This window comes from Clostridium sp. 1001271st1 H5, from assembly GCF_005845215.1.
Classification (GTDB): domain Bacteria; phylum Bacillota; class Clostridia; order Lachnospirales; family Lachnospiraceae; genus Enterocloster.
The window spans coordinates 22,299-45,099 of record NZ_SPHO01000021.1; the positions used below are offsets into that span (position 1 = coordinate 22,299).

The 22,801-nt window shown below is 50.7% G+C and carries 26 protein-coding genes; 19 read left to right on the forward strand and 7 right to left on the reverse strand.

From position 1 onward, the window contains the following. The 3 genes from FGS84_RS24270 to FGS84_RS24280 are packed head-to-tail and all read left to right on the forward strand — an operon-like array spanning nt 1 to nt 1,525. Nucleotides 1-954: a hypothetical protein gene (locus FGS84_RS24270; protein WP_002585090.1), complete on the forward strand. Its 954-nt coding sequence runs from the start codon at nt 1-3 to the stop codon at nt 952-954. Between the two features lie 2 nt (nt 955-956). After that, nucleotides 957-1,163: a transposon-transfer assisting family protein gene (locus FGS84_RS24275; protein ID WP_002569181.1), complete on the forward strand. Its 207-nt coding sequence runs from the start codon at nt 957-959 to the stop codon at nt 1,161-1,163. After that, the gene (locus FGS84_RS24280; protein WP_002585089.1) at nt 1,160-1,525 is read left to right on the forward strand and encodes a cysteine-rich VLP domain-containing protein; all 366 of its coding nucleotides are present in this window, start codon (nt 1,160-1,162) and stop codon (nt 1,523-1,525) included. The genes FGS84_RS24275 and FGS84_RS24280 overlap by 4 nt, the downstream gene beginning before the upstream one ends. A gap of 177 nt (nt 1,526-1,702) precedes the next feature. On the opposite strand, the gene FGS84_RS24285 is transcribed toward FGS84_RS24280, so the two are convergent. The 4 genes from FGS84_RS24285 to FGS84_RS24300 form a co-directional block, all read right to left on the reverse strand. Further along, nucleotides 1,703-1,954, reverse strand: coding sequence for a helix-turn-helix domain-containing protein (locus FGS84_RS24285; RefSeq protein ID WP_002585088.1), 252 nt, complete (start codon nt 1,952-1,954; stop codon nt 1,703-1,705). Nucleotides 1,955-2,017: 63 nt separating this feature from the next. Continuing rightward, a complete protein-coding gene (locus FGS84_RS24290) occupies nt 2,018-3,364 on the reverse strand; it encodes a relaxase/mobilization nuclease domain-containing protein (RefSeq protein ID WP_002585087.1) in 1,347 nt (448 codons plus the stop codon). Then, nucleotides 3,325-3,654: a plasmid mobilization relaxosome protein MobC gene (gene mobC, locus FGS84_RS24295; RefSeq protein ID WP_002585086.1), complete on the reverse strand. Its 330-nt coding sequence runs from the start codon at nt 3,652-3,654 to the stop codon at nt 3,325-3,327. Before mobC ends, FGS84_RS24290 begins: the two co-directional genes overlap by 40 nt. Nucleotides 3,655-3,921: 267 nt before the next feature. Beyond that, nucleotides 3,922-4,275: a helix-turn-helix transcriptional regulator gene (locus tag FGS84_RS24300; protein ID WP_002569186.1), complete on the reverse strand. Its 354-nt coding sequence runs from the start codon at nt 4,273-4,275 to the stop codon at nt 3,922-3,924. A 384-nt stretch (nt 4,276-4,659) separates the two neighbouring features. On the opposite strand from FGS84_RS24300, the gene FGS84_RS24305 reads away from it, so the two are divergent. From FGS84_RS24305 to FGS84_RS24360, 10 genes are all read left to right on the forward strand, one after another. Continuing rightward, entirely contained in the window at nt 4,660-4,839 is a 180-nt protein-coding gene (locus FGS84_RS24305) for a cysteine-rich KTR domain-containing protein (RefSeq protein WP_002588768.1), read from the forward strand. A gap of 23 nt (nt 4,840-4,862) precedes the next feature. Continuing rightward, on the forward strand, nt 4,863-5,852 hold the full coding sequence (gene rlmN / locus FGS84_RS24310) for a 23S rRNA (adenine(2503)-C(2))-methyltransferase RlmN (RefSeq protein WP_002569187.1): 990 nt from the start codon (nt 4,863-4,865) through the stop codon (nt 5,850-5,852). 250 nt (nt 5,853-6,102) lie between these two features. Further along, on the forward strand, nt 6,103-6,288 hold the full coding sequence (locus FGS84_RS24315) for a hypothetical protein (protein WP_009243795.1): 186 nt from the start codon (nt 6,103-6,105) through the stop codon (nt 6,286-6,288). A 101-nt stretch (nt 6,289-6,389) separates the two neighbouring features. Further along, a complete protein-coding gene (locus tag FGS84_RS24320) occupies nt 6,390-6,830 on the forward strand; it encodes a sigma-70 family RNA polymerase sigma factor (protein WP_002569188.1) in 441 nt (146 codons plus the stop codon). Beyond that, nucleotides 6,811-7,071 (forward strand): helix-turn-helix domain-containing protein, encoded by a 261-nt coding sequence (locus FGS84_RS24325; protein ID WP_002569189.1) that lies wholly within the window; start codon nt 6,811-6,813, stop codon nt 7,069-7,071. Before FGS84_RS24320 ends, FGS84_RS24325 begins: the two co-directional genes overlap by 20 nt. 417 nt (nt 7,072-7,488) lie before the next feature. Next, complete coding sequence (locus FGS84_RS24340; protein WP_004613661.1) at nt 7,489-7,716, forward strand: transposon-encoded TnpW family protein; 228 nt, start codon at nt 7,489-7,491, stop codon at nt 7,714-7,716. 100 nt (nt 7,717-7,816) lie between these two features. After that, a complete protein-coding gene (locus FGS84_RS24345; protein ID WP_002569190.1) occupies nt 7,817-9,493 on the forward strand; it encodes a recombinase family protein in 1,677 nt (558 codons plus the stop codon). 84 nt (nt 9,494-9,577) lie between these two features. After that, nucleotides 9,578-10,045, forward strand: coding sequence for a (2Fe-2S)-binding protein (locus tag FGS84_RS24350; protein WP_347563884.1), 468 nt, complete (start codon nt 9,578-9,580; stop codon nt 10,043-10,045). Continuing rightward, nucleotides 10,038-12,401, forward strand: coding sequence for a molybdopterin cofactor-binding domain-containing protein (locus FGS84_RS24355; protein WP_138310886.1), 2,364 nt, complete (start codon nt 10,038-10,040; stop codon nt 12,399-12,401). The genes FGS84_RS24350 and FGS84_RS24355 overlap by 8 nt, the downstream gene beginning before the upstream one ends. 82 nt (nt 12,402-12,483) lie before the next feature. After that, nucleotides 12,484-12,768, forward strand: coding sequence for a hypothetical protein (locus FGS84_RS24360; RefSeq protein ID WP_138310887.1), 285 nt, complete (start codon nt 12,484-12,486; stop codon nt 12,766-12,768). A gap of 91 nt (nt 12,769-12,859) precedes the next feature. On the opposite strand, the gene FGS84_RS24365 is transcribed toward FGS84_RS24360, so the two are convergent. The 3 genes from FGS84_RS24365 to FGS84_RS24375 all read right to left on the reverse strand — a co-directional run bounded on the left by FGS84_RS24365 (nt 12,860) and on the right by FGS84_RS24375 (nt 15,732). Beyond that, nucleotides 12,860-13,387, reverse strand: coding sequence for a hypothetical protein (locus FGS84_RS24365; protein ID WP_138310888.1), 528 nt, complete (start codon nt 13,385-13,387; stop codon nt 12,860-12,862). Between the two features lie 415 nt (nt 13,388-13,802). After that, the gene (locus tag FGS84_RS24370) at nt 13,803-14,690 is read right to left on the reverse strand and encodes a TylF/MycF/NovP-related O-methyltransferase (protein ID WP_138310889.1); all 888 of its coding nucleotides are present in this window, start codon (nt 14,688-14,690) and stop codon (nt 13,803-13,805) included. A 154-nt stretch (nt 14,691-14,844) separates the two neighbouring features. After that, on the reverse strand, nt 14,845-15,732 hold the full coding sequence (locus FGS84_RS24375; protein WP_138310890.1) for a TylF/MycF/NovP-related O-methyltransferase: 888 nt from the start codon (nt 15,730-15,732) through the stop codon (nt 14,845-14,847). Nucleotides 15,733-15,984: 252 nt separating this feature from the next. Here FGS84_RS24375 and FGS84_RS24380 point away from each other — a divergent pair, with 252 nt between their 5' ends. The 6 genes from FGS84_RS24380 to FGS84_RS24405 all read left to right on the forward strand — a co-directional run bounded on the left by FGS84_RS24380 (nt 15,985) and on the right by FGS84_RS24405 (nt 22,790). Beyond that, a complete protein-coding gene (locus tag FGS84_RS24380) occupies nt 15,985-16,698 on the forward strand; it encodes a Crp/Fnr family transcriptional regulator (RefSeq protein WP_138310891.1) in 714 nt (237 codons plus the stop codon). 164 nt (nt 16,699-16,862) lie between these two features. After that, nucleotides 16,863-17,483: a nucleotidyltransferase family protein gene (locus FGS84_RS24385; protein WP_138310892.1), complete on the forward strand. Its 621-nt coding sequence runs from the start codon at nt 16,863-16,865 to the stop codon at nt 17,481-17,483. Nucleotides 17,484-17,684: 201 nt separating this feature from the next. Next, the gene (locus FGS84_RS24390) at nt 17,685-18,857 is read left to right on the forward strand and encodes a histidine phosphatase family protein (RefSeq protein ID WP_138310893.1); all 1,173 of its coding nucleotides are present in this window, start codon (nt 17,685-17,687) and stop codon (nt 18,855-18,857) included. 20 nt (nt 18,858-18,877) lie between these two features. After that, a complete protein-coding gene (locus FGS84_RS24395) occupies nt 18,878-19,546 on the forward strand; it encodes a TetR family transcriptional regulator (protein WP_138310894.1) in 669 nt (222 codons plus the stop codon). A gap of 293 nt (nt 19,547-19,839) precedes the next feature. Continuing rightward, entirely contained in the window at nt 19,840-20,451 is a 612-nt protein-coding gene (locus FGS84_RS24400) for a (2Fe-2S)-binding protein (protein ID WP_138310895.1), read from the forward strand. Between the two features lie 17 nt (nt 20,452-20,468). Next, nucleotides 20,469-22,790, forward strand: a complete 2,322-nt coding sequence (locus FGS84_RS24405; protein ID WP_138310896.1) for a xanthine dehydrogenase family protein molybdopterin-binding subunit — start codon at nt 20,469-20,471, stop codon at nt 22,788-22,790. Nucleotides 22,791-22,801: the final 11 nt, after the last annotated feature.

The window sequence follows — 22,801 nt, forward strand, 5'->3', positions numbered from 1 at the left end:
ATGCCGGAACAGAGCAAATTTGAAAACATGGATTTGTTTGCTTCCCTTGAAGCGATTATGAAGCAGAACACAGGCTTTTACCAGAGCGACTTAGACATTGACAAAGAGATTATCGCAAAGGCGGCGGCAAGCCCCCACAGGGAGGACAAAACACTTTTGTGGTTCTGCCGCCCGTCCGGGACGCACTGTTTCCGGGAGCGCGACGTTTTCCTCAAAGACACCGCGCCCCACAACACATGGCGTTTCTACATGGAGCAGACAAGCGACCGCGTTCTTGCCTATGCAATCGAGCTGACGGGAAAGGAGCGCGGGAAAATCAAGGGCAATCTGTACGAACTGGACTACTCTAAACATTATGAGCGCGTCAAGGAAAAGGAGCTGCCCGCCGATACGGTGAAGCTGATTTATGAGCATGGGGAAAGGGTACAGGAAGCCGGGAGATATTTTGACGGAACCCCAGACCCGCAGCTTGGGAAATTTGAACGCTTTGAAGCCGTACCCAACGACCCGGACGCGCTGCAATCGCTCTTACAGGAAGAACGGCGCAGCCGGGAGCAGCTTTCGCCGGGGGATTTCAAGGCGCATATTGCCGCTTTGCGGGACGGGCTGATTGAAACGGAAGCGCGGCGCATTGTGCGAGAAATGAAGCGGCATTACGAGCCGAACAGCCCGAACAAGACCCATTTCATGGCAGAGCTTTCCCCGGCGTTCATGCGGCTTGCAGCCACAAAGGACACTGACCGCCTTTTCTCCATGCTGCCCTACAAGACCCTTTCCTTTTCCAAAATCGAGGGCAGACATGGGACGTATGCGCTGATTGACAAGGGGGAGAACCGGGACAGGGAGATAAGGAAGCCCCGCCCCTCTATCCGGGCGCAGCTTAAAGCAGACAAGGCAAAGACCGCCCCGAAAAAGGCGGCGGCAAAAACAAAAAATCACGATATGGAGGTATGAGCATGATTAGACTGACTGTTGAAGAAACAAACCTTTTGAGCATTTACAACGAGGGCGGCAAGCGGGCTTTGATTGAGAATGTCAACGCCGCGCTGCCCTACATGGACGCGGATATGCGGGAGCTTGCAAAGCGCACCCTTTCCAAAGTGGACGCTTTGACCGAAGCGGAATTTGCAGAGCTTCCCATTTACGCCGCTGATGAAGTATGAACGGGGTTAAGCGGCTGACGCCGCCCCAGAGCCGGAAAGTCAACGCCCTTGTGCGCCGGACGTGCTGCAATTATGATAACGGGAACTGTATCTTACTGGACGACGGGGACGAGTGCGTATGTCCGCAGCTCATTTCCTATTCGCTTCTCTGCAAGTGGTTCCGGGTTGCGGTGCTTCCCGCCGACAGGCTGCTTTATGCGGAGCTTTACCAGACAGGGGATAAGAAGAAATGTACCGAGTGCGGCGCGTTCTTTGCGTCAACCTCTAACAGTGTCAAATACTGCCCCGTCTGCCGGAAACGTATCACCCGCAGACAAGCCGCCGAGCGCATGAGGAAAAGACGCGCCCCTGTTACGCAGTAGGCGCGGAAAATCCCTTGATTTACAGGGCTTTCCGGGCGTGAAAATCGGATAGGCGATACTTTATACCTTTACCCCCAAAAATGGCGTTCTACTGCGTAACATTCACGAAAACAGCACCCATAAAAAGACAGGGCGCGGAAGTCATATACTGGCTTCCGCGCCCTGTTCTTTTTTTGCCTATCTGACATTTCCCTTTTCCATTTCTTCAAGCGGGAACTGCGGGAGGGCTTCTATCAGCTTCTTTGTGATGGACTGGCGCATATCTTCGTTGATTTCCTGTTTCGTGCTTCCGTCCGGCTGTCTGACCGCTACCGTCGATAGCCTGTCGATTTCGTCCTTGTAGCACTCCACGACTTTCTCCACCGCCCATTTTTCCCCGGCAACGGCGGCGCGTATGGTTTCATATTCCGGCATTTTCTGGTTTTCCATGCTCAACGCTCCTCTGCTTTTTGATAGCCCTATCATAGCACAGCGGCGGGGATTTTGCTATCCTTATCCGCGCTCTGTTCCCTTTTCCCGTTCCGGCTGCCTGTCTGCCTGTAAAATGCTGTCAATGTTCTGCTTGATAATATCGTATTCCCGGACTTTCTTTTTCAGCTTCCCATAGTCGGCATAAAGGGCTTCTTTCTGCGCTTGGAGGGCTTCATATTCCGATTGCAGCGCGGCAAGGTTCGGGAGCTTTGCAATGCCCGCCGCTTTCAGCGACCTTGCGGCGGCTTCATGTAGGATAATCGCCTGTTCCTGTCCGGCGCGGTACTTCTCCCTGTTCCTTGCCTTGCGGTATGCGTCATAGACGGGCTTTGTCTTTTGGTAGGTGGAAACATTCTTGATAAGCACCGCCATGTCCGCAAGCCGCTTTTCCGCGTCCTTCAATGCGTCTGCCGCCTGTCCGCTTTCCGCTGCCATTTCTTCAATCCGGCTGACTAAATCCGCGTACTGTTCAATCTTATGTTCCGTCAAGAAATTCATGGTCTTTGCTGCCTGTTTCAGATTGTGGATTTTCGCCCACTGTTCATAGCCCTTACTCTGCGCCGCCTTGATACTGTTCTCAATGTCGATAAGCAGCGAAACGCCGCGCTGCTCTCTGGGGGCTTTCGCCGCCTTTGCCCGTCTGCCCGCTATCCGTTCCCTTATGGCTTCCTCTGTATAATCCGCGCCGAGGGTTTTAAGACGGGTGAAGCGTTCCTGTCCGGGGGCGCGGCATGACACATATTTCCCCGGCTTTATCTCATAGCCCGCCGCCTGTAACCGCTGCAACAATTCCTCAAAACTGGAAACTTGGGGGATAAGCGCGTCAACGGCAATCTTTAGCTTGCCTTTCCAACTTGTACCCGTCTTTTCTGCCTGGTACTCCGCATAGCTCTTTCCCTTGCTGCCCTTGCCGGGAACGACGACGGACAAGCCATTTTCCCGACACAGCTTGTCGCTCATGTTCCGTATGCCGTAATAGCTCCTTTTGTTGGAATTATATTTGCGGTGGTCTACGAAATTTACGGCGCAGAAAATAATGTGATTGTGGACGTGTCCTTTGTCAATGTGCGTCGTGAGTACATATTCATGCTGCCCCTTTGTTACCGCGTCGGCAAGCTGCTTTCCGATTTCATGGGCTTTCTGATAATCGACTTCCCCCGGCTCAAAGGACTGTATCAGATGAAAGGCTAAATTGTTCCCCTTTTGGAGTGCTTGGGACAAGGTATATTCAAATTCAATATCTGCCGTTTCATAGGAGCAGCCGAAAGAGGACACAAGCATTTTTCCGTCCGTCTTGTCCGGGTTTTCGATATAGTCAAGGGCTTTGCTTAGAGTGCTTTTAATAGGCTTAATCTTTGTAACCGCCATATCTCCGCAAGCACCCCCTTTATTTCCTCTATGTCCTCTTGGTATGCGTTCCCCGTCGCGTTTACGCGGCGTGCTATCTGGTTGACGTTGACACCGATTTTCTGTATCTCTGCGGTCATTGCCTTTATATCGGCATGGTCTATCTGAATGATATACCCGTCAATGGCAATCTTCCGCAGATATGCCGCCATGTTCCGGGTGGGTACGAGCTTCATTTTTTCCAGTATTAAATCCCGTTCCGCTTCCGTCACTCTGAATTTGATTTGCACCGTTCTTTTGCGTCCGTTCATGTATTCGCTCCTTTCCTTTCCGTTCCGAGGGTTTGGGACACTTCCCAACAAGCAATTTTCAACCGACGCGCCGCAGCGCGGGAGGGGAAAATACGGAAGTGGGTACCCGCTTCCTATGCTTGCTACGAATGTTTTTATCCTTTAGGCTCTTATCACCTACTACGGAGAAAAAGCGATTTTGCCAAACTTACGCAAAAGAAAAACGCTGCAACCTCAAAAAAGATTACAACGCTTTCTAAATCCTGTTCAGTTTTAAGTCGGACATTCCTATTCGCCCTCTTTTTCGACTTCGGAAATCTCCTTTGCCGTTGCGGTTACAATCCGTATGCCTGTATCGCTCATACCGTCAAGAAGCGCGTCAAGCTGCCGCCGCTGCGTGTTCTTCTCCGGCGGCGTTTCTAAAAGGAATTGGTCTACGGATATATGGTAACGCTGTATCAGCTCAAAGAATATCTGTAAACTTGGGTGCTGCCCCTTGTTCTCAATGTTCGCAAGGTAGCGCGGCGAGATAAACATTTCGTCGCCTACTTTCTTGCGGCTCTCCTTGCATCCCTCACGCGCTGCCTTTATCGCTGCCCCAAAAGCCTTAAAGTCGTATCGTGGTACTGGTCTTTTTGCCATAGTTATTCACCCTATTACATTTTACTGTTCCCCTTTCTTCTTGGATATGTCTACGTAGTTCTATCAGTTAGCCAAAATAATTCATATATATATATGTTGACAACAAGCTGCTTTTGTATATAATATTATATAAAAGGGGGGGAATGTTTATGTTACATAGCATGCGTATTCGATAAGCATTGAAATCAAAAAAGATTTTTCCCATTTTCAATATGGGCTTTTTTGTCATGCTTATTTTGCGTATGCTATACAACAAAACTAACGACGTATAGACATAGTATAAAAACTATGCCTTAATTTTGTTGTAGTATTATATGTATAAATGCAGGTCAATGCTCATGTTGAGAATTGACCTGCATTTTTTTGCGCAAAAGGAGAAATATTATGCTTGAAAAATATTGGATAAAATGTCCAATTTGTAACGGAAAGACGAGGGTTCAAGTATTTTATAATACGGTATTAAGAAATTTTCCTCTTTTCTGCCCTAAATGTAAATTAACGCATATCGTTGATGTTGAAAAACTAGAAATCATAATCAAAAACTCTGAAAAACAAACTTTTTAATTTTGAAAAGGAAGGATATTTAAATGAAACACTTACCTAAAAGTACACCTACGGAAATATTGAATGACCCATACGGATTTACTTACAAAGAAATGTCGGAAGTAATTGGAGAGGATAAAGCAAGAGCCTTATATACGGAATTGTATAAACAGCCATTTCACAAAGAAAATCTATCAATATCAACAAAAAAAGTCTATAAAAGTAGCGATACTGAAAAGTATGTTTATGAATTGAAAGATAACAGGTATATTGAAACGGTTTTTATTAAACGGCGAGATGGTGGGACTGTTTGCGTAAGTACGCAAGTTGGTTGTTCTGTTGGCTGTATTTTTTGTGAGTCCGGACGCAATGGTTTTGTTCGTAATCTAACACCGTCTGAAATTGTGCAGCAGGTTGTATTGATACGTCAAAAAGTAAATCGTATCGTTTTTATGGGAATGGGAGAACCTTTATTCAATTACGACAACTTGATTGCAGCAATCCATATTCTTCGAGATAGAAATGGACTTAACTTTCCAACCGACGGCATTACCGTATCAACAGTTGGTCCAGTTAATCAATTAAAAAAATTGCGCGAAGAACATCTAAAAATTCAGTTGACAATATCTTTACATGCAGCAACACAGGCTGCGAGAAACTGTATCATTCCTCATATGCACATGTACGCTATTGAAGATGTTGTTAAGCAAGCATTGTCCTATTCTCAAAGGCATAATCGAAAAGTGGTATTTGCGTATTTGCTTTTACCAGGTATAAATGACCGTTCCTCAGATATAAGGCAACTTGCAAAATGGTTTAAGGGCAAAAATGTTATGATTAACGTGCTGCAATACAACCCGACGAGTAATTCAAAAATTAGAGCACCACAAAAACAAGAAATGGTTGCGTTCAAACATCAATTAGAGCAAACAGGACTTGAAGTTACCATGAGAGTTTCTCATGGTAGAGAGATTAAAGCAGCTTGTGGACAGTTAGCTAATACATATAATAAAGCCAAAAAACAACAGAAATAATTTAATTAAAAGAGCCAGACGCACAGACGCAGAGCCGATAATATGCAGTTTGAAATACTGCTGTTATCGGCTCTTTTTTGATTTTAATTTGTGCCCCTAATAACCATATTGGAGCAAAATCAGAACTGTTGCTTGTCGTTCTTTGATTTCCGCAGCAGCTTTGAAAAATCAAAGCCGCCGTTTCTTTTTATCTTCTAATGAAATGACGCGGTATCACTGTTGAAATCGGCGGCTAAAGGAGGTAGCCGCCATGAAGCAAAAAGCATATCGACAAAATCCGACAGTTATTGACTTATCAAAAAAAGCCCGCCCACCACCGGGGGAAACTACGCTTATATATATGAACTGTCTAATCATCTGGATACTGCTTACAATGCCTATGCGCCCGTCCGGGCTTTTCGGACGGGCGCATTTTGTACGTTCAAAAAATTTTTGAAGAAATTTCAAAAAATCTTCGGCGTTTTTGAAAAACGCCGTATTGCCCCGCGAAAAGGGGGGAAGCACCACCAACTTTCCAACGAGAAAGGAGGTGAGAATGTGGAACCTAATAGCAGGGAGTTTTACAAACAGTGTGCTTTTCAGAAGTTTTGTAATACGGTATTGCACAATGAAGCTTGCGACACCCATAGAGAACTTCGCAGACACAAGGCAAAGGAAGTGACCTTTTCCGACATGACCTTAGACGAAGCGCGGCAGCTTCATACGTTTGATGAATATTTCAAACGTGAAGCCGCCGAAACCGTCTTTGAGAAAGCCGGGAAGAAAATCACGCCAAAGCTGCTTCTTGAAGCAATCCGTACTTTGCCGGAAGAAAAGCGCAAAGCCATATTGCTGTATTACTTCGAGGGAATGAACGATACCGAGATTGCGGAGCTGTTCAACACGTCGAGAAGCACGATACAGTACAGGCGGACAAGCTCTTTTGAGAAATTAAGAAAATATCTGGAGGAAAATGCTGATGAATGGGACGAATGGTAACGAACCCGGCTACCCGGAAAATGCCCTTGTTCCTTATCCTGTCATTGTGGCAGCGACAAAGGGCGACCCGGACGCCATGAAGATTGTCTTGCAGCATTTCAGCGGCTACATAGCCCGCCTCTCCATGCGGAAGCTGTACGACGAGCGCGGGAACGTCTATTTTGGCGTAGACCACGACATTCGGGAACGGCTGCAAGCAAAACTGATGATGGCTGTCCTCACCTTTAAGGCAGAGGAATAAACCGCAGCGGCGGCGGGACGCTTTCTCTCTCCCCCTTTTCCGTTCCGCTGCTGACGCGGCAGCAAAGCCATTCTGAACCTTGACAAAGAAAGCGGCGCAAGATAACGGCGGCGCAGCATAGGGCAAATCGGATACGTTCCTTTTGCGCCGAGCCATACGGCGGGTGCGCCATGACGCTATCCGGGTGAGGTTATCCCCGCCCGGACAGCCGAGCGACCAACACCGCGCCGGAAAGCAAGTGTAGCGGCTTGCGGGCGACGACACGCAGAATATACAATGATACTTCCTTACAGCCACAGTCCGAGCGTTAAGAGCGTCGCAGGCAATGGGTAGGGCGGCATGAGAACCATGCCGGGGTGAAATTCCCATGAGGTTATGCTAATAACCGTCCGATTAAAGCCTTTGTTTTATTGAATAGTGGACTTGCTGCTATTCATAGACTATATTATATGTTTGCGAAAGAAAGGGGGATTTTCTTTGACGCAAAACCAAACGCCCGTTACCACAACGGAGCATAAAATAGGAAAAGTTACTTACCTTGTATGTTCGTCCGCAAGTGAACGCGCAACGGACACACTGGATAAAAAGATAAAAAAACTCATTCGCAAAGACATGGAACTGAACCCCGCAAACGCCCGGAAATAGGGCGTTTCTTCACATTTTATACATGACACAGGCAGCGGTATGTGGTATAATATAGACAGTACAAATACCATGCTTGTCTGTCGTCGGAAAGGAGGACAAAATGTTACAGACAGACAAGATTACCGCTTTATATTGCAGATTGAGCCAGGAAGATATGCAAGCCGGGGAAAGCGAGAGCATACAGAACCAAAAACTGATTTTACAAAAGTATGCTGACGAACACCACTTTTTCAACACGCGCTTTTTCGTAGACGACGGATTTTCCGGCGTGAGCTTTGAGCGTGAGGGGCTTCAAGCCATGCTGCATGAGGTTGAAGCCGGGAACGTGGCGACCGTCATAACAAAAGACCTTTCCCGTCTGGGACGTAATTATCTGAAAACCGGGGAGCTGATAGAGATTGTCTTTCCCGAATATGAAGTGCGCTACATTGCCATTAACGACGGTGTAGACACAGCAAGGGAAGATAACGAGTTTACCCCTCTGCGGAACTGGTTCAACGAGTTTTACGCCCGCGACACCTCAAAGAAAATCCGGGCTGTCAAACAGGCAAAGGCGCAGAAAGGCGAGCGCGTCAACGGCGAAGCTCCTTACGGCTACCTTATCGACCCGGATAACCGCAATCATCTGATACCCGACCCGGAAACGGCGCACGTCGTAAAACAGATTTTTGCAATGTATGTACGGGGCGACCGTATGTGTGAAATCCAGAACTGGCTGCGGGACAATGAAATACTGACCGTCGGGGAACTGCGCTACCGCAGGACAGGGAGCAAACGCCACCCCCGCCCACAGCTCAACGCATGGTACAACTGGCCGGATAAGACGCTGTACGACATTCTGACAAGGAAAGAATATTTAGGGCATACCATAACCGGGAAAACCTACAAGGTATCTTATAAGTCGAAAAAGACGAAAAAGAACCCGGAGGAAAAAAGGTATTTCTTCCCCAACACTCACGAACCTTTGATTGATGAAGAAACCTTTGAACTTGCACAGAAGCGGATTGCCACCCGGCAACGCCCGACAAAGGTTGATGAAATTGACCTGTTTTCCGGGCTGCTCTTTTGCGGGGACTGCGGCTACAAAATGTATGCAGTACGCGGAGCCGGGACGCTTGAACGGAAACACGCCTACACTTGCGGCAACTACCGCAACCGGGCAAGAAATGATATGCTCTGCACTACGCATTATATCCGCAAAAGCGTATTGAAAGAACTTGTCCTTGCAGACTTGCAGCGAGTAACGTCTTATGTGAAAGAGCATGAACAGGAGTTTATCGAAACAGCCAACGAGTGCAGCGCAAAGGCAGTACAAAAGACGCTGACACAGCAGCGGAAAGAGCTTGACAAGGCGCAGAACCGTATTAACGAGCTGAACATCTTATTCCGCAAGCTCTACGAGGACAACGCTTTAGGGAAACTTTCAGATGAACAATTTGCTTTTCTGACTTCCGGCTATGATGAAGAAAAAAAGACGCTGACCCGGAGGATTGCGGAGCTGTCACAGGAAATCGACAACGCCACCGAGCGCAGCGCGGACGTAAAAAGGTTTGTCGCACTGGTACGCAGATACACAGCGATTGAAGAACTGACCTACGAAAACGTCCATGAATTTATTGACCGTATTCTTATTCACGAACTGGATAAGGAAACGAACACCCGCAAAATCGAAATCTTTTATAGCTTTGTCGGCAGAGTTGATACAGGTGACAAGCCTACCGAAAGTATCTCCTATTTCAGACAGATAGGAGCCGACGTAAAGAGTTATGCTATCTAACATACATCAAAAAGAGGTAAGATAACACCCTCTGCAAAAAAGGTATCGTTATCTTACCTCAACAAACATAGTATAAGTTTAACCATCAACGGGGACCCGGTTGATGCCATTGTGAAGGATAACCTGACGCTTCTGGATTTTCTTCGTGACCAGCTGTTTCTGACCGGCACGAAAAAGGGGTGTGAGGAAGGGGAGTGCGGCGCCTGTACCGTGATGCTGGACGGCAGGCCGGTTAACTCCTGCTGTACCCTGGCCGTGGAGTGCGACGGCCATGAGATTATTACTGTGGAGGGAATTGCCAGGGACGGGATGCTTCATCCCATTCAGAAGCAGTTCATTGAGAAGTGGGCCATGCAGTGCGGCTACTGCACCCCGGGTATGATTATGTCCGCCAAAGCGCTTCTGGATGTGAATAAGCATCCCACGGAACTGGAAATCCGGGAAGCCATTGAAGGCAATCTGTGCCGCTGTACCGGCTATGCAAAGATTGTGGAGGCAATCCAGGCAGCCGCTGCGCAGATGAACTGGGAGGAGGAAGCAAAGAATGCATAAAGACTGTGACAAACATTATTTTAAGAAACCGGAATTTTACCGTCTTACCGGCGAGAACAACTATGTCAGAATTGACGCTGAAGACAAGGTGACAGGACACGGCCAGTATGTGGGTGACATCATGTTCCCTGACATGCTTACCGGAAAAATGGTCAGAAGCCCTTATGCTTCCGCCAGAATCCTGTCCATTGACACCAGCGAGGCGGAGAAGCTTCCGGGTGTAAAGTGCATCCTCACAGCCAAGGACTTTGAGTGGAAGTCCCTGGTGGGAAACGGGGAATTTGCAGCTGAGTTCGCGGACAAGGAAGTATTGTGTTCTGAGAAGGTGCGCCAGGTGGGGGACGATGTGGCAGCCGTGGCAGCTGTGGATGAGGAAACAGCCCAGCGGGCCGTGGAGCTGATTAAGGTGGAATACCAGGTGCTTGCGGGGGTGTTTGACCCCTTTGAGGCAATGGAGGAGGATGCCCCTGAGGTAAACTGGGAGGGCAAAGGCATACACAATATCGGCATGCAGTCCGTGATGAAGGCGGGTACGGATATTGATGAGGAATTTGACCATGCATCCTATGTGCAGCACAGGGATTACAAGACCCACCGTATGGTGCATGCGGCCATGGAGCCCCACGGCGCAGTGGCAACCTACAGGAATGGAACCTACACCATCTGGATGTCCACCCAGATGTCCTTTGTGGACCAGTTCTGGTATGCCCGCTGCCTGGGCGTGGGCGAGAACCAGGTGCGGGTAATCAAGCCCCTTGTGGGCGGAGGATTCGGCGGCAAGCTGGATTCCTATTCCTTTGGCCTGTGCGCTGCCAAGATGGCGGAGCTGACCGGACGCCCGGTGCGCATGATTCTGTCCCGTGAGGAAGTGTTCCAGACCACACGCAACCGCCATCCCATTTACATGCATATAGATACTGCCTTTGGGACAGACGGCAGGCTGCTGGCAAAAAAATGCTACCATGTGCTGGACGGCGGCCCCTACGGGGGGTCCGGTGTTGCGGCCTGCGCCCAGTCCACATTGTGGGCCAACTTCCCTTACAAGATGAATTCCGTGGATTTCCTGGCAAGGCGTGTGTATACCAATAACCCTTCTGCAGGAGCCATGAGAGGATACACGGCCTGCCAGGTGCATTTTGCCCATGACCTGAACATGCAGTTCGCGGCAGACCAGATGGGCATTGACCCGGTTGAGTTCCGTAAGATAAGCGCGGCAGACCCCGGATACGTGGCTCCGGCCGGGCTGGCAATCACCAGCTGCGCATACAAGGAGACGCTGGATACGGCGGCAAAGGAAATTGGCTGGTATGAGAAGAAGGATAAGCTGAAAAAGGGTGAAGGCATTGGTTTTGCGGGTACCGGCTTTGTATCAGGCACCGGATTCGCGGTGCTGGAAGCGCCTAACCAGAGCTCTGCGTGTGTGACCCTGCGCATGAACAAGCGGGGCATGGCCACCCTTTATATCGGCTCCCACGACATCGGCCAGGGTTCCGATACGGTCATGACAGCGATTGTGGCCGAGGAGCTGGGGCTTCCCATGGACATGGTCAAAACTTTTATGTCCGACACCTTCCTGACGCCATGGGATTCCGGCTCTTACGGCAGCCGTGTTACCTTTCTGGCCGGCAATGCGGCCCGCCGCGCTGCCGTGGATGCAAAACACCAGCTGTTTGAGGTTATTGCTCCCATGTGGGGCGTGATGCCGGAGACGCTGGAGTGTCTGGACGGAAAGGTAATCAGCAAGGAGAAGGCTGAATACCAGATGTCCATCGGCGACGCCATGTTCAAGTATATGACGGTCAAGGGCGGTGATGAGCTCATTGGCGTGGGCTCCTACTACCACCGTACCGACAACTCACAGTACAACGGCAACAATACCACCAACTATGCGCCTGCATACAGCTTCTCCACCGGAGCAGCCCATCTGACGGTGGACGAGGAGACTGGCGTCCTGGATATTGATGAATTTGTATTTGCCCATGACTGCGGCCGAGCCCTGAATAAGAGGGCCGTGGAAGGCCAGCTGGAGGGCTCCATCGGCATGGGCCTCGGCTATGCTGTCTATGAGCACAATGTAACCAAGGAAGGAAAGATTCTCAATCCCAACTTCCGCGACTACCGGCTGCCCACTGCCCTTGACATGCCAAAGATGCGCACCTTCTACGACTTTACACCGGACGAGGAAGGACCGCTGGGTGCAAAGGAAGCAGGAGAGGGCTCCGCTGCGCCTGTGGCTCCTGCCATTGCCAATGCGGTCAACATGGCAACCGGCGTGTATTTCACAGAGCTGCCCCTGGACCCGGAGCATATCTGGAGAGCGCTGCACGGCATGAAGGATGACAGGAATTCAAAATAAAGGCAGGTCAGGGAATCGCTTGATGAAACCAGGAAGGCGGCTTCACGCCGCCTTCTTTCAACCGGAAAGGAGGCAGTCATATATGGGCCGCCAATTAAAGAAAATGCGCCTGCCAAACGGCGTGGAAGCAGAGGAAAAGGCCTGCGGCGATTATGTCTGTAAGTATTGCGGGGGCAAGGCCACTGCCTGTAATTTTGTGGCTGGTATGTGCCTTCAGGTATATGCCCGCCATCAGGGCATGTGCGGGGCTTATATTGAGAGTGAGAAATATGTGGGCTATGTCACGGATTGCAGCACCTGCCGCTGCCAGGGCGTATCCGGGGAATGCAGATTTGAGGGCAGGGCTGCCATGGGGCAGGTAGTATGACTGAATGGAAATGGAGATAAAAAAGGAAAAAGGGGCATCCGCGCATGGGTCAGTCGCTATGGGGGATGTCCCTTTTTATTATGATATTTTACTAAAACTGATTCTGGGGTGAATGAGGGGATTTAAGTTCACCCACAGCCTGTTTTGCAATCCTGATGGCTGCCTTTGTCACGAAAAAGGCGAATACATAGCTGATGATAAACATGATGGGCCAGTCGTGAAGCACGCCCTGCAGAAATACGGTCCGGGTGTCCGGAAGGAAGCCGGCTGCCACAGCAGCCTCAATTTCCGGATTGTGAAAGACATTGACCGCTGTGAGGACGATGGTGGCCGCGGTGTTAAAGAACAGGGTGGCCACAAAGTTTTCCACAAGCACATGGGGCAGGGTTTCGGGCCTGAGTCCCATTTTCCTGCCAAGGGCAAATGACCAGTCCGTCAGAGGAAAGGCCATTCCGGTCAATGAAATCACCAGAAAAGCCGTGCCCCAGTTCCTGATGAGCAGGGGTACCGTAAAGGTGAGTCTGTCAACAAAGATTGCCGATGCGGCCATAATCAGGGAGATACAGATAGCCACAACAGAAGATATAATCATACCAAAATGATTTTTGTAAAAGTTCATAAAATACGCCCTTTCTGGTCTTTAATACAAAGCATGGCGTATCCTGGGAGATTCGCCATTCAATTTCTCTACAACCAGGGTTGGATAACCGGTGTACGGCTGCACAGGCTGACAGCGTTGTACCGGCTGCTTGATTACAGCCCCGAAGAATTTATTTTTTCCCATCCCTCCTTGTCTGTACGCTGCTTGCGTATTCCCCAATACAGATGCATGCGTTTTTGGCGGCGGGCAGTTATGCGCCCTTTTCCATCCTCAAAACCGCGGGGCGAAAGCCGGAGCGTGCCGTTTAAGAGTAATTTAAGACACGCAGCAGGAGAACGTAATGGTTTGGCTTTTTTGCCTGCGGCTGCTGCCGTTCCCGGATTCCATACGTCCGGAATCCGGAAGTTGATTGTTTGTTCTATGATTTCCCATCCTACGGATGTACAATCATCACTGTGCCGTCTAAGTCCCCAACCGGAAGCATAAGCAGTGCGCCGTATCTGGCTTCCAGGTCCTCCACTGCTTTTGCAACGCCCCTGTACCGGGTGTCGCTGCATCCGCTCAGGAGGATGACTCCGCCTCTGCCCATGCGGGGAAAGAAAAATTCCAGACCGGCCAGAGTGGGCTGGTACAGGCAGGCATCCATGCAGACAAGGCAGAATTTTTCATCTTCAATGTCAAAGGCGGTTTCAGGAAACCATCCCTTCCGGATGACAACCTGTCCGGGCAGGGGCATCCGTTCCATCAGTTTTTCCCTGTCTGTCCCGGAATACAGGCCCGCTATTGCGTCGGAACATCCCAGTTCCCGTTCCCTGGCAACATCCCGTTCATCGAAACCCTCAAAGGTGTCAAAAAGATACAGCTTCCGGTCCGGCATCAGCACGTTGAGCTGCCAGGAGGTGCCGCCTTGGTAACAACCCAGCTCCGCCACATTTCCCTCCACCCCCAGTCCGGTGAGACGCCGGCACAGACGGCGCAGGACGCTGCACCGGATAGAGAACTGCTCATACAGGTTCCGGATAAATACAATGTCGTTCAGGAAGCCGGCGCGGATGGCCATGTATTCCAGGGCATGGCTTTTTTCGGCATCCGTGGCGGCGATGACCAGGACGTCCGGCTGAAGGGCAACCGCCAGGTCTACCGGCATAATTGGCATTCCTTCTATTTCCTCCTTCAGTTCCCCTTGTTCCAGGTCTGAAAATACATTCCAGGTCTCCGGCCTGGTGTCCCCCAGACCGACCAGCTTCATTTCATGTGGATTTAGCATATCCGCCACAGCCATTCCCAGACTGTCGGCGCCCAGAATAACAACTGTCTTCATGAGCCCTCCCCCTTATTCCCTTATCATACTGTCTGCAGACATTGTAGGACAGGAATGCAGCAGACACAAGTAGCCCAGGTCACATGTGATGCCAAATTACAATTGCTGCCTGCCATCCAGCTGTTATATGCCATACTTAAAATGGAGGGTTCTGCTAATCCCGGGGCTTTACAATAACCGCGCTGCCATGAAGGTCGCATAAGGGAACAAGGCACAGGCGGCTGTATTGTTTTTCATATTCATCCACAGCCTGCCCGGCTCCGCGGAACCGTTCATTGTTGTAATCGTGGAGCAGAATCATGCCTCCGGGTACAAGACGGGGGTAGAAGAATATAAGGCCGGCCAGAATGGGAGCATACAGGTCGGCATCCAGGCTTACCAGGGAAAAGCGCTCCTGTTCCAGACCTGCCGCTGTATCCGGAAAATATCCCCTGCGCATGACGGCCCGGTCAGGAAAGGGGAGCCGTCCCAGCACTGCCTGCTCGCTGGTGTCAGAGAATTCCCCTTCCCTGGCAAAGGAACACCCCATATTTTTTTCTTCTTTTATATCCCTTGCGTCAAATCCCTGGAATGTATCAAATAAATAAAGCCTTTGCTGCGGAAACAGGGCGTTGAGCTTCCAGGCCGTATCGCCCTTAAAGACGCCCAGTTCCGCTATGCTTCCCTGGAGGCCCTGTCCATGAATCCGCTCAGCCAGCCGTTTCAGGGTGGCGCTTCGTATGTCAAAATACCGGTAAAGCTGGCTCAGCATCAGAAATCTGCCCTCATATCCTGATTCCAGGGCCTGTTCCTTAAGCTGGCCGGAACGCAGCGGGTCCGTCACACCGATAATGACATAATCAGGTTTCAGCAAGAGGGCTTTTTCTACCGGTAAAATTGGGATATTGGCTGGAAATCCTTTTTCTGTCCGTTCTGGTTCGGTCAGCCGGTGCAGTGCAGGGTTATTATCCCCAAAGGCCAGAAGGGCCATGTTTTCCTGATTCAGCAGTCTGGCAGCGCCGCGGCCAAACTGGCCCGCGCCCAGGATGATGACAGTTTCCATATAGTTCCAATCCTCCTATCATATAATGATGCAGTCCTGTTAATCCCATCCCATACATTGTATCACGGAACCGTAATCTGTGGATAGTTACCGCTGCAATATATATGACACTTACATCACATGTAAAAATTTGATATAATGTAGTATAAGCTACTAGTTGTTAAAATACTAACAGTGTTATAATTTTGTTAAAGGACACAGGCGTTTTTGGGGATTCATATGGTGAAAAGCCATAAAAGAGAGGGTGGTTATATGGTGGGTCAGGAGTGTAATACCGCAGTACAGATGCCGCATGCTAATTTTGTATCACGTCTTCTATATCTGCCCAGGGGAATATCACGGCTGGAAAAGCTGGGACAGAGAAAGGTATTTCCAAAGAACCACATGCTGGTGCAGGCAGGTACAATGCCCAACTATTGCTACATAGTCAAGACCGGACGGGTGGCGGCGTTTGAGACAACGGTTACAGGCGAGGAGCGCATTTATAATTTCAATGAGAGCAATTCCGTCCTGCTGGAAGGAAACCTTCTCTTAAATCAGGAATCGGCTGTGAATTTCAAGACCGTGCAGCCCTCTGAATTAGTCTGTATCACCAGGGAGATGCTGCTGCAGGGCATTGCCCATGACCCGCAGCTTTCCATGGATATTATGGAGTCCCTATCCACCAAGTTTCTGTCGGCCATGGAACAGGTGCGCCATACCAATTTCCACAACGCCGGCTGGAAGATTTGCGACCTGCTGCTTATATTTGCAGAGCATTACGGGGTTCCCTATGACGGGAAAATACTTATCAAAGAAAAGATAAGCCAGCAGCTCCTGTCAAATCCGCTGGGCATTAACCGGGTAACTGCGGTCAGGGCCATTAAGGAGCTGAAGGAGATGGCGCTGATAGAGCAGATTAACGGATACTACTGCATCCGCAGCCTGGAGAAACTGAAACGGCACCAGGAGAGGATGTGCCAGTAGGAAAATGAATGAAAAACACGGAACCGGAGTAAAATCTGATTCCGTGTTTTTTGATGCACATGCATAGGGTGTATCCTGCACTACTGGAATCCTGTATTCCGGCCGGATATAATACCTGTAAGGCAACTTATTAAGACGGTCTTTGCAGGAAAGAGGCGGGAATCATGAAGAACACAGGAGCTGTCCTGGCAGCGGCAGGACTGTCCTCGCGCATGGGGGATTTCAAACCCCTGCTGCCCTTTGGGGACTCTACCATAGCATTTCATATCACGTCCATGCTCAGGAGGCTGGGGGCGGACCCGGTCATCGTGGTCACAGGCTACAGGGCAGAAGAGCTGGAGGACCACCTGAAAGGCACGGGCGCCTGTTTTGTCAGGAATACCGGATACCGTTACACACAGATGTTTGATTCCGTGAAGCTGGGAATTCAGGCTGCACTGGAAGGGTGTGACCGAATCATGGTCATGCCCATGGACCTTCCGGCCATAACGGATGATACCATAAAGCGGGTGATGGAGGCTTCCGGGCAGATTGTGCGCACGGTCCATGACGGTGAACCGGGGCATCCCATATGCCTGGACGGGCAGATTGCCAGGCGCATCTGCACCTACACCGGGGACCAGGGACTTAAGGGGGCCATTGAAGCATCCGGCGTGCCTGTGGAGGACCTGGAAGCCGGAGATGAGAGTATATACCTGGATGTGGACACAAAGGAAGAGTACAGGGAGCTGCTCCGCTGGGTTTGCAAACAGGAAATAAGCCGAAGAAAATGTAAGAGGCATTGAGGCGCTTTATATTTACAGCCATCCGCCGTATGTGGTATACTCAAATCAACGTTGTTTATGGGATTAAATAACGCTGTTTGAAGAATATGGCCTTTCTGGCTGCCTCATATTGTAATTTAAATGCTTCTGTGTTACACTGGAACTATAAACTAGGTCGGACGACCTATTCGGTATCGGCAATGCATGGAAACGAGGTGGCATATGAGGACGATATACCTGATAAGGCATGGGGAACCGGAACGCACCGGACATGTAAGCAGATGTCTTGGACACACAGATGTTGCACTGAGCATCAGAGGCAGGAAGGAGAGTATGGAGCTGGCTGACTGGTTCAGAAGCCGTCCTGTGGAGGCTGTTTATGCAAGCCCTCTTTCCAGGTGCATGGAAACGGCGGAGTACATTGCCGGAGAGCATCAGAAGGTTCGGCAGGACCAGGGACTGGTGGAGCTGGACGCAGGTGAATGGGAGAATATGGATTTTACTGAAATCCGCAGCCGGTATCCTGAACTCTATGAAGAGAGGGGACGTTCCATGGGCACGGTTCCGCCTCCGGGAGGAGAATCCTTTGCCCAGGGAGGAAAACGGCTTGAAGCTGCCCTGAACCGCATTCTGGAAAAGACCCGGGGGGATGTGGCTGTGGTGACCCACTGCGGCGTGAGCCGCGGCCTGCTGTGCGGTATTCTGGGCTGGGATATTAACCGTGTGCTGGAAGTTCCCCAGCCATACGGGGGTATCAGCCGGATTCTGGTTGACGGGGACGGCGGTTTCAGGGGATTTTATGAGCAGACCGGGGTAAAGCCCCTTCTCTATCCTGACCACGGCATCTGCCGCAGACTGTCGGACCGTTACGGTGTTCCGGAGCATATCCGGCTTCATGAGGCTGCCGTGGCAAGGCTGGCACATCAGTGGGCTGTCAGGCTGGGAGCGCTGGGTTATGACATAGACCCGGAGCTTCTGAGGACAGCCGGGCTGCTTCACGATATTGCGCGTCTTCAGCCGGACCATGCAAGGGCAGGGGCTGAGGTCCTGCGAAAGGAAGGATACCCGGTGATGGCCAGAATCATCAAGAGCCATCACAGGCTGGAGGGCGGGGAAGAGTGCAGACTGACGGAGAGCTCCCTTTTGTTCCTGGCGGATAAGATGATGCTGGAGGACAGGATGGTGGATATCGACCAACGTTTCCGGCAGAGCGCGCCCAAATGCACCACTCCCCAGGCCAGAGAGAACCATAGACTTCAATATAATCAGGCTCAGGCAGTCAGACATTGCCTGGAAACAGCCCTGGGAGGCCTAAAGGCAGCGGATGCTTTTAGAGCCAGTCCCCAGGCGTCTGTGGGCATGAAGGTCCGGATACGGGAATGGGCTGCCGGCTGAGCATAAGGAGATGAAGTCACATGGAAGGAAATAATTCAACCAAGACCAAACTGATTAAAGCTGGTATTAAGCTTTTTTCACAGTATGGATATGCAGCCACATCCACCAGGATGATTGCTTCGGAGGCAGAGGTAAACCTGTCGGCCATTGCATTTCATTTTTCCAACAAGGAGAGGCTTTACGTGGCATGCCTGGAATATATGCTGGAAAAGGTAAAGAGCTATTATGAGGCGTCCTACATGGAGATTGAGGGAACCTTTGAGCAGAACGCCATGACGCCCGGGAAGGCCTATGAATTTCTTGAAAAACTGATAGACCTTCAGATAGAGGTGGCCTTTGCGCCCCAGTATAAGACCACCCTTGCCCTGATATACTGGGAGAACAACGGCCCCGGGGATATGAGGCCTTTGTCGGCTGCTGCCTTTGACCGGCAGGAACGGGTGATGGCAGAGCTGATTCAGACCGTTGCCCCTGTTTCCACGGCCCAGGCAGTCATAGCCAGCAGACATATCAACGGCTCCATCATATCCTTTGGCGAGCACCGCGGATTCATAGAGGACCTGATTCCGGAACCCCTGGAGGGGGAGCCCGTGCCCTTCTGGATACGTGAGGAGATAAAAGGAAATTGTATGGCCATTGTAGAGCGGCTGACGAAGCCGGAGCTGTTTCCGCCCCATCTGACTATATGACGGCATCCCGGTTTTTGGCGGATTCTGGGGAAAATAGAGTATAAGGCCAAAATGGTACTTGGACGATATTCACAAACGAGAATAACCCTTTGAGGTGCATTGTGCACAACCTCGAAGGGTTATTTTAGGTCCTGATATATAAAAAATGCACAAATAAATAAATTGATATTTATATATCATTGACAAAAGTGTCTCATTGTGATAAAAATAAATCAAACGACCGACCTAGATTAGCACAATCTTAACAAATATATCCCATTCACTTAATCCAGATAAGGAGGCAAGGAAACGTTATGAAGAAACAGTATGTTACTCTGACGGTAAACGGGAGGGAATATCGTTTCTCAATCGGGGACGGATTCGGACAGGTTCCCCCCTCAGAGACACTATCCCAGACCCTGCGAAAGAGGCTCCAGCTGACCGGCTCCAAGGAGTCATGCAGTGAGGGGGCCTGCGGGTGCTGCACCGTGCTCATGGACGGAAAGGGGGTCACGTCCTGTATGCTGCTGACCGTGGATTGCGACGGAAAGGACATTGTTACCATAGAAGGACTGGAGGACCCTGAGAAGGGACTGGACCCGCTGCAGCAGGCGTTCATTGACGAGTACGCATTTCAGTGCGGTTACTGCACGCCGGGAATCATCATGGCTGCCAAGGCCCTGCTGCTGGATAATCCCCATCCCACGGGAGATGAAATCAAGGAAGCCATGTCAGGCAATTACTGCCGCTGTATCAGTCATTACACGGTACTGCGGGCCATTAACAGGGTGGCGGGGAACGAGGAAGACCATCTGGCCGTGATGCACAGGGCCAATGATGATGTGGAAAATCCCATTCCGGTACGCCAGGAACTGTTCTTAAGTCCCTATGCCAATGGTACAAACAGCGACCATTCATTGGATTAGAAGGAGGGTATTGAAGAATGAGCAAGCTTGAATATCGCGATATCAAACAGCCCAATTACCGCCATGTGGGCAAGTACACACCCAGAAAAGACGCAAAGGACATTGTGACGGGAAAGGCTATTTTCCTGGATGATTTTTCAGTGCCTCACATGCTGTACGGAAAGACAAAGAGAAGTCCTTATCCCCATGCCAGAATCCTTTCCATCGACACATCCAGGGCAGAAGCCCTGCCGGGTGTAAGGGCTGTCATTACCCATAAGAACATGCCGGAGCGGTGGGGGCTGGGCCTTCCTGTGCACAGGCTTCTGATGGAGGACAAGGTTTACTATGTAGGAGATTTGGTGGCCCTGATTGCAGCCGACACAGTGGAGATTGCAGAGGAGGCCATAGACCTTATCGACGTGGAATACCAACAGCTGGAAGCCGTGTATACGGCTGAGGACGCCCTGAAGGAAGGGGCGGTGGAGATATATCCCAGGTTTAAAGGGAACCATGTGGACAACGGTATCAAGTATTTCCAGCCCGACGGTCCCTGGTGGCAGATTATCCGAGGGGATGTGGAAAAGGGATTCGAGGAAGCCGCCTATGTGGCGGAAGATAAGGTGGCATTTGACAAGATGCCCTCCCCTCTGGCCCCGGAAACCCCGTCCTGCATCGCCAAATACGAGGGCGGGAATGAATATACCATATGGGCTTCATCCCAGAGCTCCCATATCCTTAAGCTCATGGGCGAGGGAAGAATTCCCAATTCCAACCTGAGCGTAAAGACCTTTAACGTGGGAGGCAGCTACGGCAACAAGCAGTCCCTTATGACAACCGTGCTCTCTGCCTCCATGCTGTCCCTGGTTACCAAGCAGCCGGTAAAAATCGTGCTCACAAAGGCGGAGCAGCTCATGGCCTACGAGGTGCGTCTGGGCAGCACCATTACCGCTAAGGTGGGAATGGACAAGGAGGGCTATGTAAGGGCCGTGGAAGGCGACTGGCTGGTGGATACGGGAGCCATAGCAGACTCCGTACAGGGCCAGGTGGGCGTGGGCCTTGGCGAGGCGCAGCTGGTGTGCGCCAAATGTCCCAACTGGTATATGGACAGCCATATTGCAGTGACCAACAAGCAGGCGGCAGGTATTGTACGAGGCTACGGCGGCCAGGAGCTGAACAGCTGTCTGGAGCGTCTGATGTGCGCCGTGATGAAGAAGGGCAATTTTGACCCCCTGGATGTGTTCAAGAAAAATTATATTGCGCCCGGGGACCGGTTCATCTGGCGGGACGGACGGTGGTGGCAGAGCCGTTCCTCCCTGTTCTTCCCGGAAGCAATGCAGAATGCGGCGGACCGCTTTGGCTGGGCCGATAAATGGAAGGGCTGGAATGTGCCCACATGCGTCAACGGCACAAAGGCCAGGGGAATCGGCATGGGCGTAATCGGAAATGCCGACATCAGCGAGGACAACACGGAGGCCATTGTCAGGATTGTTCCGGATTTGGTTGGAAGCCGCAGGGCGTCCACAGCCATTATTGAGTGCGATATCACGGAGTCCGGCATGGGAACCAGAAGCAATGCGTGTAAGATTGTGGCCGAGGTTCTTAACGTACCCGTGGAAAAGGTGTCCATCACGGAGCCAGGCTCCAAGTTCAATCCGTCCAACTACGGTCTGTGCGGTTCCAGAGGTACCATCACCACAGGCAAGGCAGTATCCCTGGCAGCCATGGAGGCAAAGAAAAAAGCTCTGGAGCTGGGCGCCCTCTACTTTAAGCGTTCCGTGGACCAGCTGGACACAAAGGACTTTATGGTCTATGTGCGGGATAACCCGGAATTGGTGGTGCCTATGTTTAAGCTGGCTCCCAAGGAGCTCAGCATTGTGGGATATGGAAAGCACATGGAAATGTTCAATATCCCCAGCTGCATGGCCATATTCGTGGAGGCAGAGGTGGACCTGGAAACAGGCAATACCAAGCTGGTGAAGGTGGCCGGAGGTACGGACATCGGCCAGATTATTGATTCCAAGGCAGTGGAGATGCAGCTGCACGGAGGCTTCGGCTCAGCCTGTATCGATACAGCCATATTTGAGGAGTGTATCCTGGACCCGTCCACAGGAAGGCTTTTAACCTCCAGCCTCATTGATTATAAGTGGAGGACATTCAATGAATTCCCGCCATATGACGCCTATATCATGGAATCCCAGATTGATTCCTTCATGTTTAAGGCCCTGGGAATTGGCGAGATTTCCGGTGCGGCAGGAGCAAGCGCGGTGCTGATGGCCATATCCAATGCAATCGGCGTGGACATCAAGGATTATCCGGCAACTCCGGCAGTTATACTTAAGGCGTTAGGCAAAGCATAAGAGGGGAGGAT

Coding starts and splice junctions, on each gene's coding strand:
- FGS84_RS24365 (WP_138310888.1), bottom strand. CDS start 13,387: ATGAACTTTTACAAAAATCATTTTGGTATGATTATATCTTCTGTTGTG.
- FGS84_RS24370 (WP_138310889.1), bottom strand. CDS start 14,690: ATGAAGACAGTTGTTATTCTGGGCGCCGACAGTCTGGGAATGGCTGTG.
- FGS84_RS24380 (WP_138310891.1), top strand. CDS start 15,985: ATGGTGGGTCAGGAGTGTAATACCGCAGTACAGATGCCGCATGCTAAT.
- FGS84_RS24400 (WP_138310895.1), top strand. CDS start 19,840: ATGAAGAAACAGTATGTTACTCTGACGGTAAACGGGAGGGAATATCGT.
- FGS84_RS24270 (WP_002585090.1), top strand. CDS start 1: ATGCCGGAACAGAGCAAATTTGAAAACATGGATTTGTTTGCTTCCCTT.
- FGS84_RS24275 (WP_002569181.1), top strand. CDS start 957: ATGATTAGACTGACTGTTGAAGAAACAAACCTTTTGAGCATTTACAAC.
- FGS84_RS24285 (WP_002585088.1), bottom strand. CDS start 1,954: ATGGAAAACCAGAAAATGCCGGAATATGAAACCATACGCGCCGCCGTT.
- FGS84_RS24395 (WP_138310894.1), top strand. CDS start 18,878: ATGGAAGGAAATAATTCAACCAAGACCAAACTGATTAAAGCTGGTATT.
- mobC (WP_002585086.1), bottom strand. CDS start 3,654: ATGAACGGACGCAAAAGAACGGTGCAAATCAAATTCAGAGTGACGGAA.
- FGS84_RS24290 (WP_002585087.1), bottom strand. CDS start 3,364: ATGGCGGTTACAAAGATTAAGCCTATTAAAAGCACTCTAAGCAAAGCC.
- FGS84_RS24345 (WP_002569190.1), top strand. CDS start 7,817: ATGTTACAGACAGACAAGATTACCGCTTTATATTGCAGATTGAGCCAG.
- FGS84_RS24315 (WP_009243795.1), top strand. CDS start 6,103: ATGAAGCAAAAAGCATATCGACAAAATCCGACAGTTATTGACTTATCA.
- FGS84_RS24300 (WP_002569186.1), bottom strand. CDS start 4,275: ATGGCAAAAAGACCAGTACCACGATACGACTTTAAGGCTTTTGGGGCA.
- FGS84_RS24405 (WP_138310896.1), top strand. CDS start 20,469: ATGAGCAAGCTTGAATATCGCGATATCAAACAGCCCAATTACCGCCAT.
- FGS84_RS24375 (WP_138310890.1), bottom strand. CDS start 15,732: ATGGAAACTGTCATCATCCTGGGCGCGGGCCAGTTTGGCCGCGGCGCT.
- FGS84_RS24280 (WP_002585089.1), top strand. CDS start 1,160: ATGAACGGGGTTAAGCGGCTGACGCCGCCCCAGAGCCGGAAAGTCAAC.
- FGS84_RS24305 (WP_002588768.1), top strand. CDS start 4,660: ATGCTTGAAAAATATTGGATAAAATGTCCAATTTGTAACGGAAAGACG.
- FGS84_RS24390 (WP_138310893.1), top strand. CDS start 17,685: ATGAGGACGATATACCTGATAAGGCATGGGGAACCGGAACGCACCGGA.
- FGS84_RS24355 (WP_138310886.1), top strand. CDS start 10,038: ATGCATAAAGACTGTGACAAACATTATTTTAAGAAACCGGAATTTTAC.
- rlmN (WP_002569187.1), top strand. CDS start 4,863: ATGAAACACTTACCTAAAAGTACACCTACGGAAATATTGAATGACCCA.
- FGS84_RS24360 (WP_138310887.1), top strand. CDS start 12,484: ATGGGCCGCCAATTAAAGAAAATGCGCCTGCCAAACGGCGTGGAAGCA.
- FGS84_RS24325 (WP_002569189.1), top strand. CDS start 6,811: ATGAATGGGACGAATGGTAACGAACCCGGCTACCCGGAAAATGCCCTT.
- FGS84_RS24385 (WP_138310892.1), top strand. CDS start 16,863: ATGAAGAACACAGGAGCTGTCCTGGCAGCGGCAGGACTGTCCTCGCGC.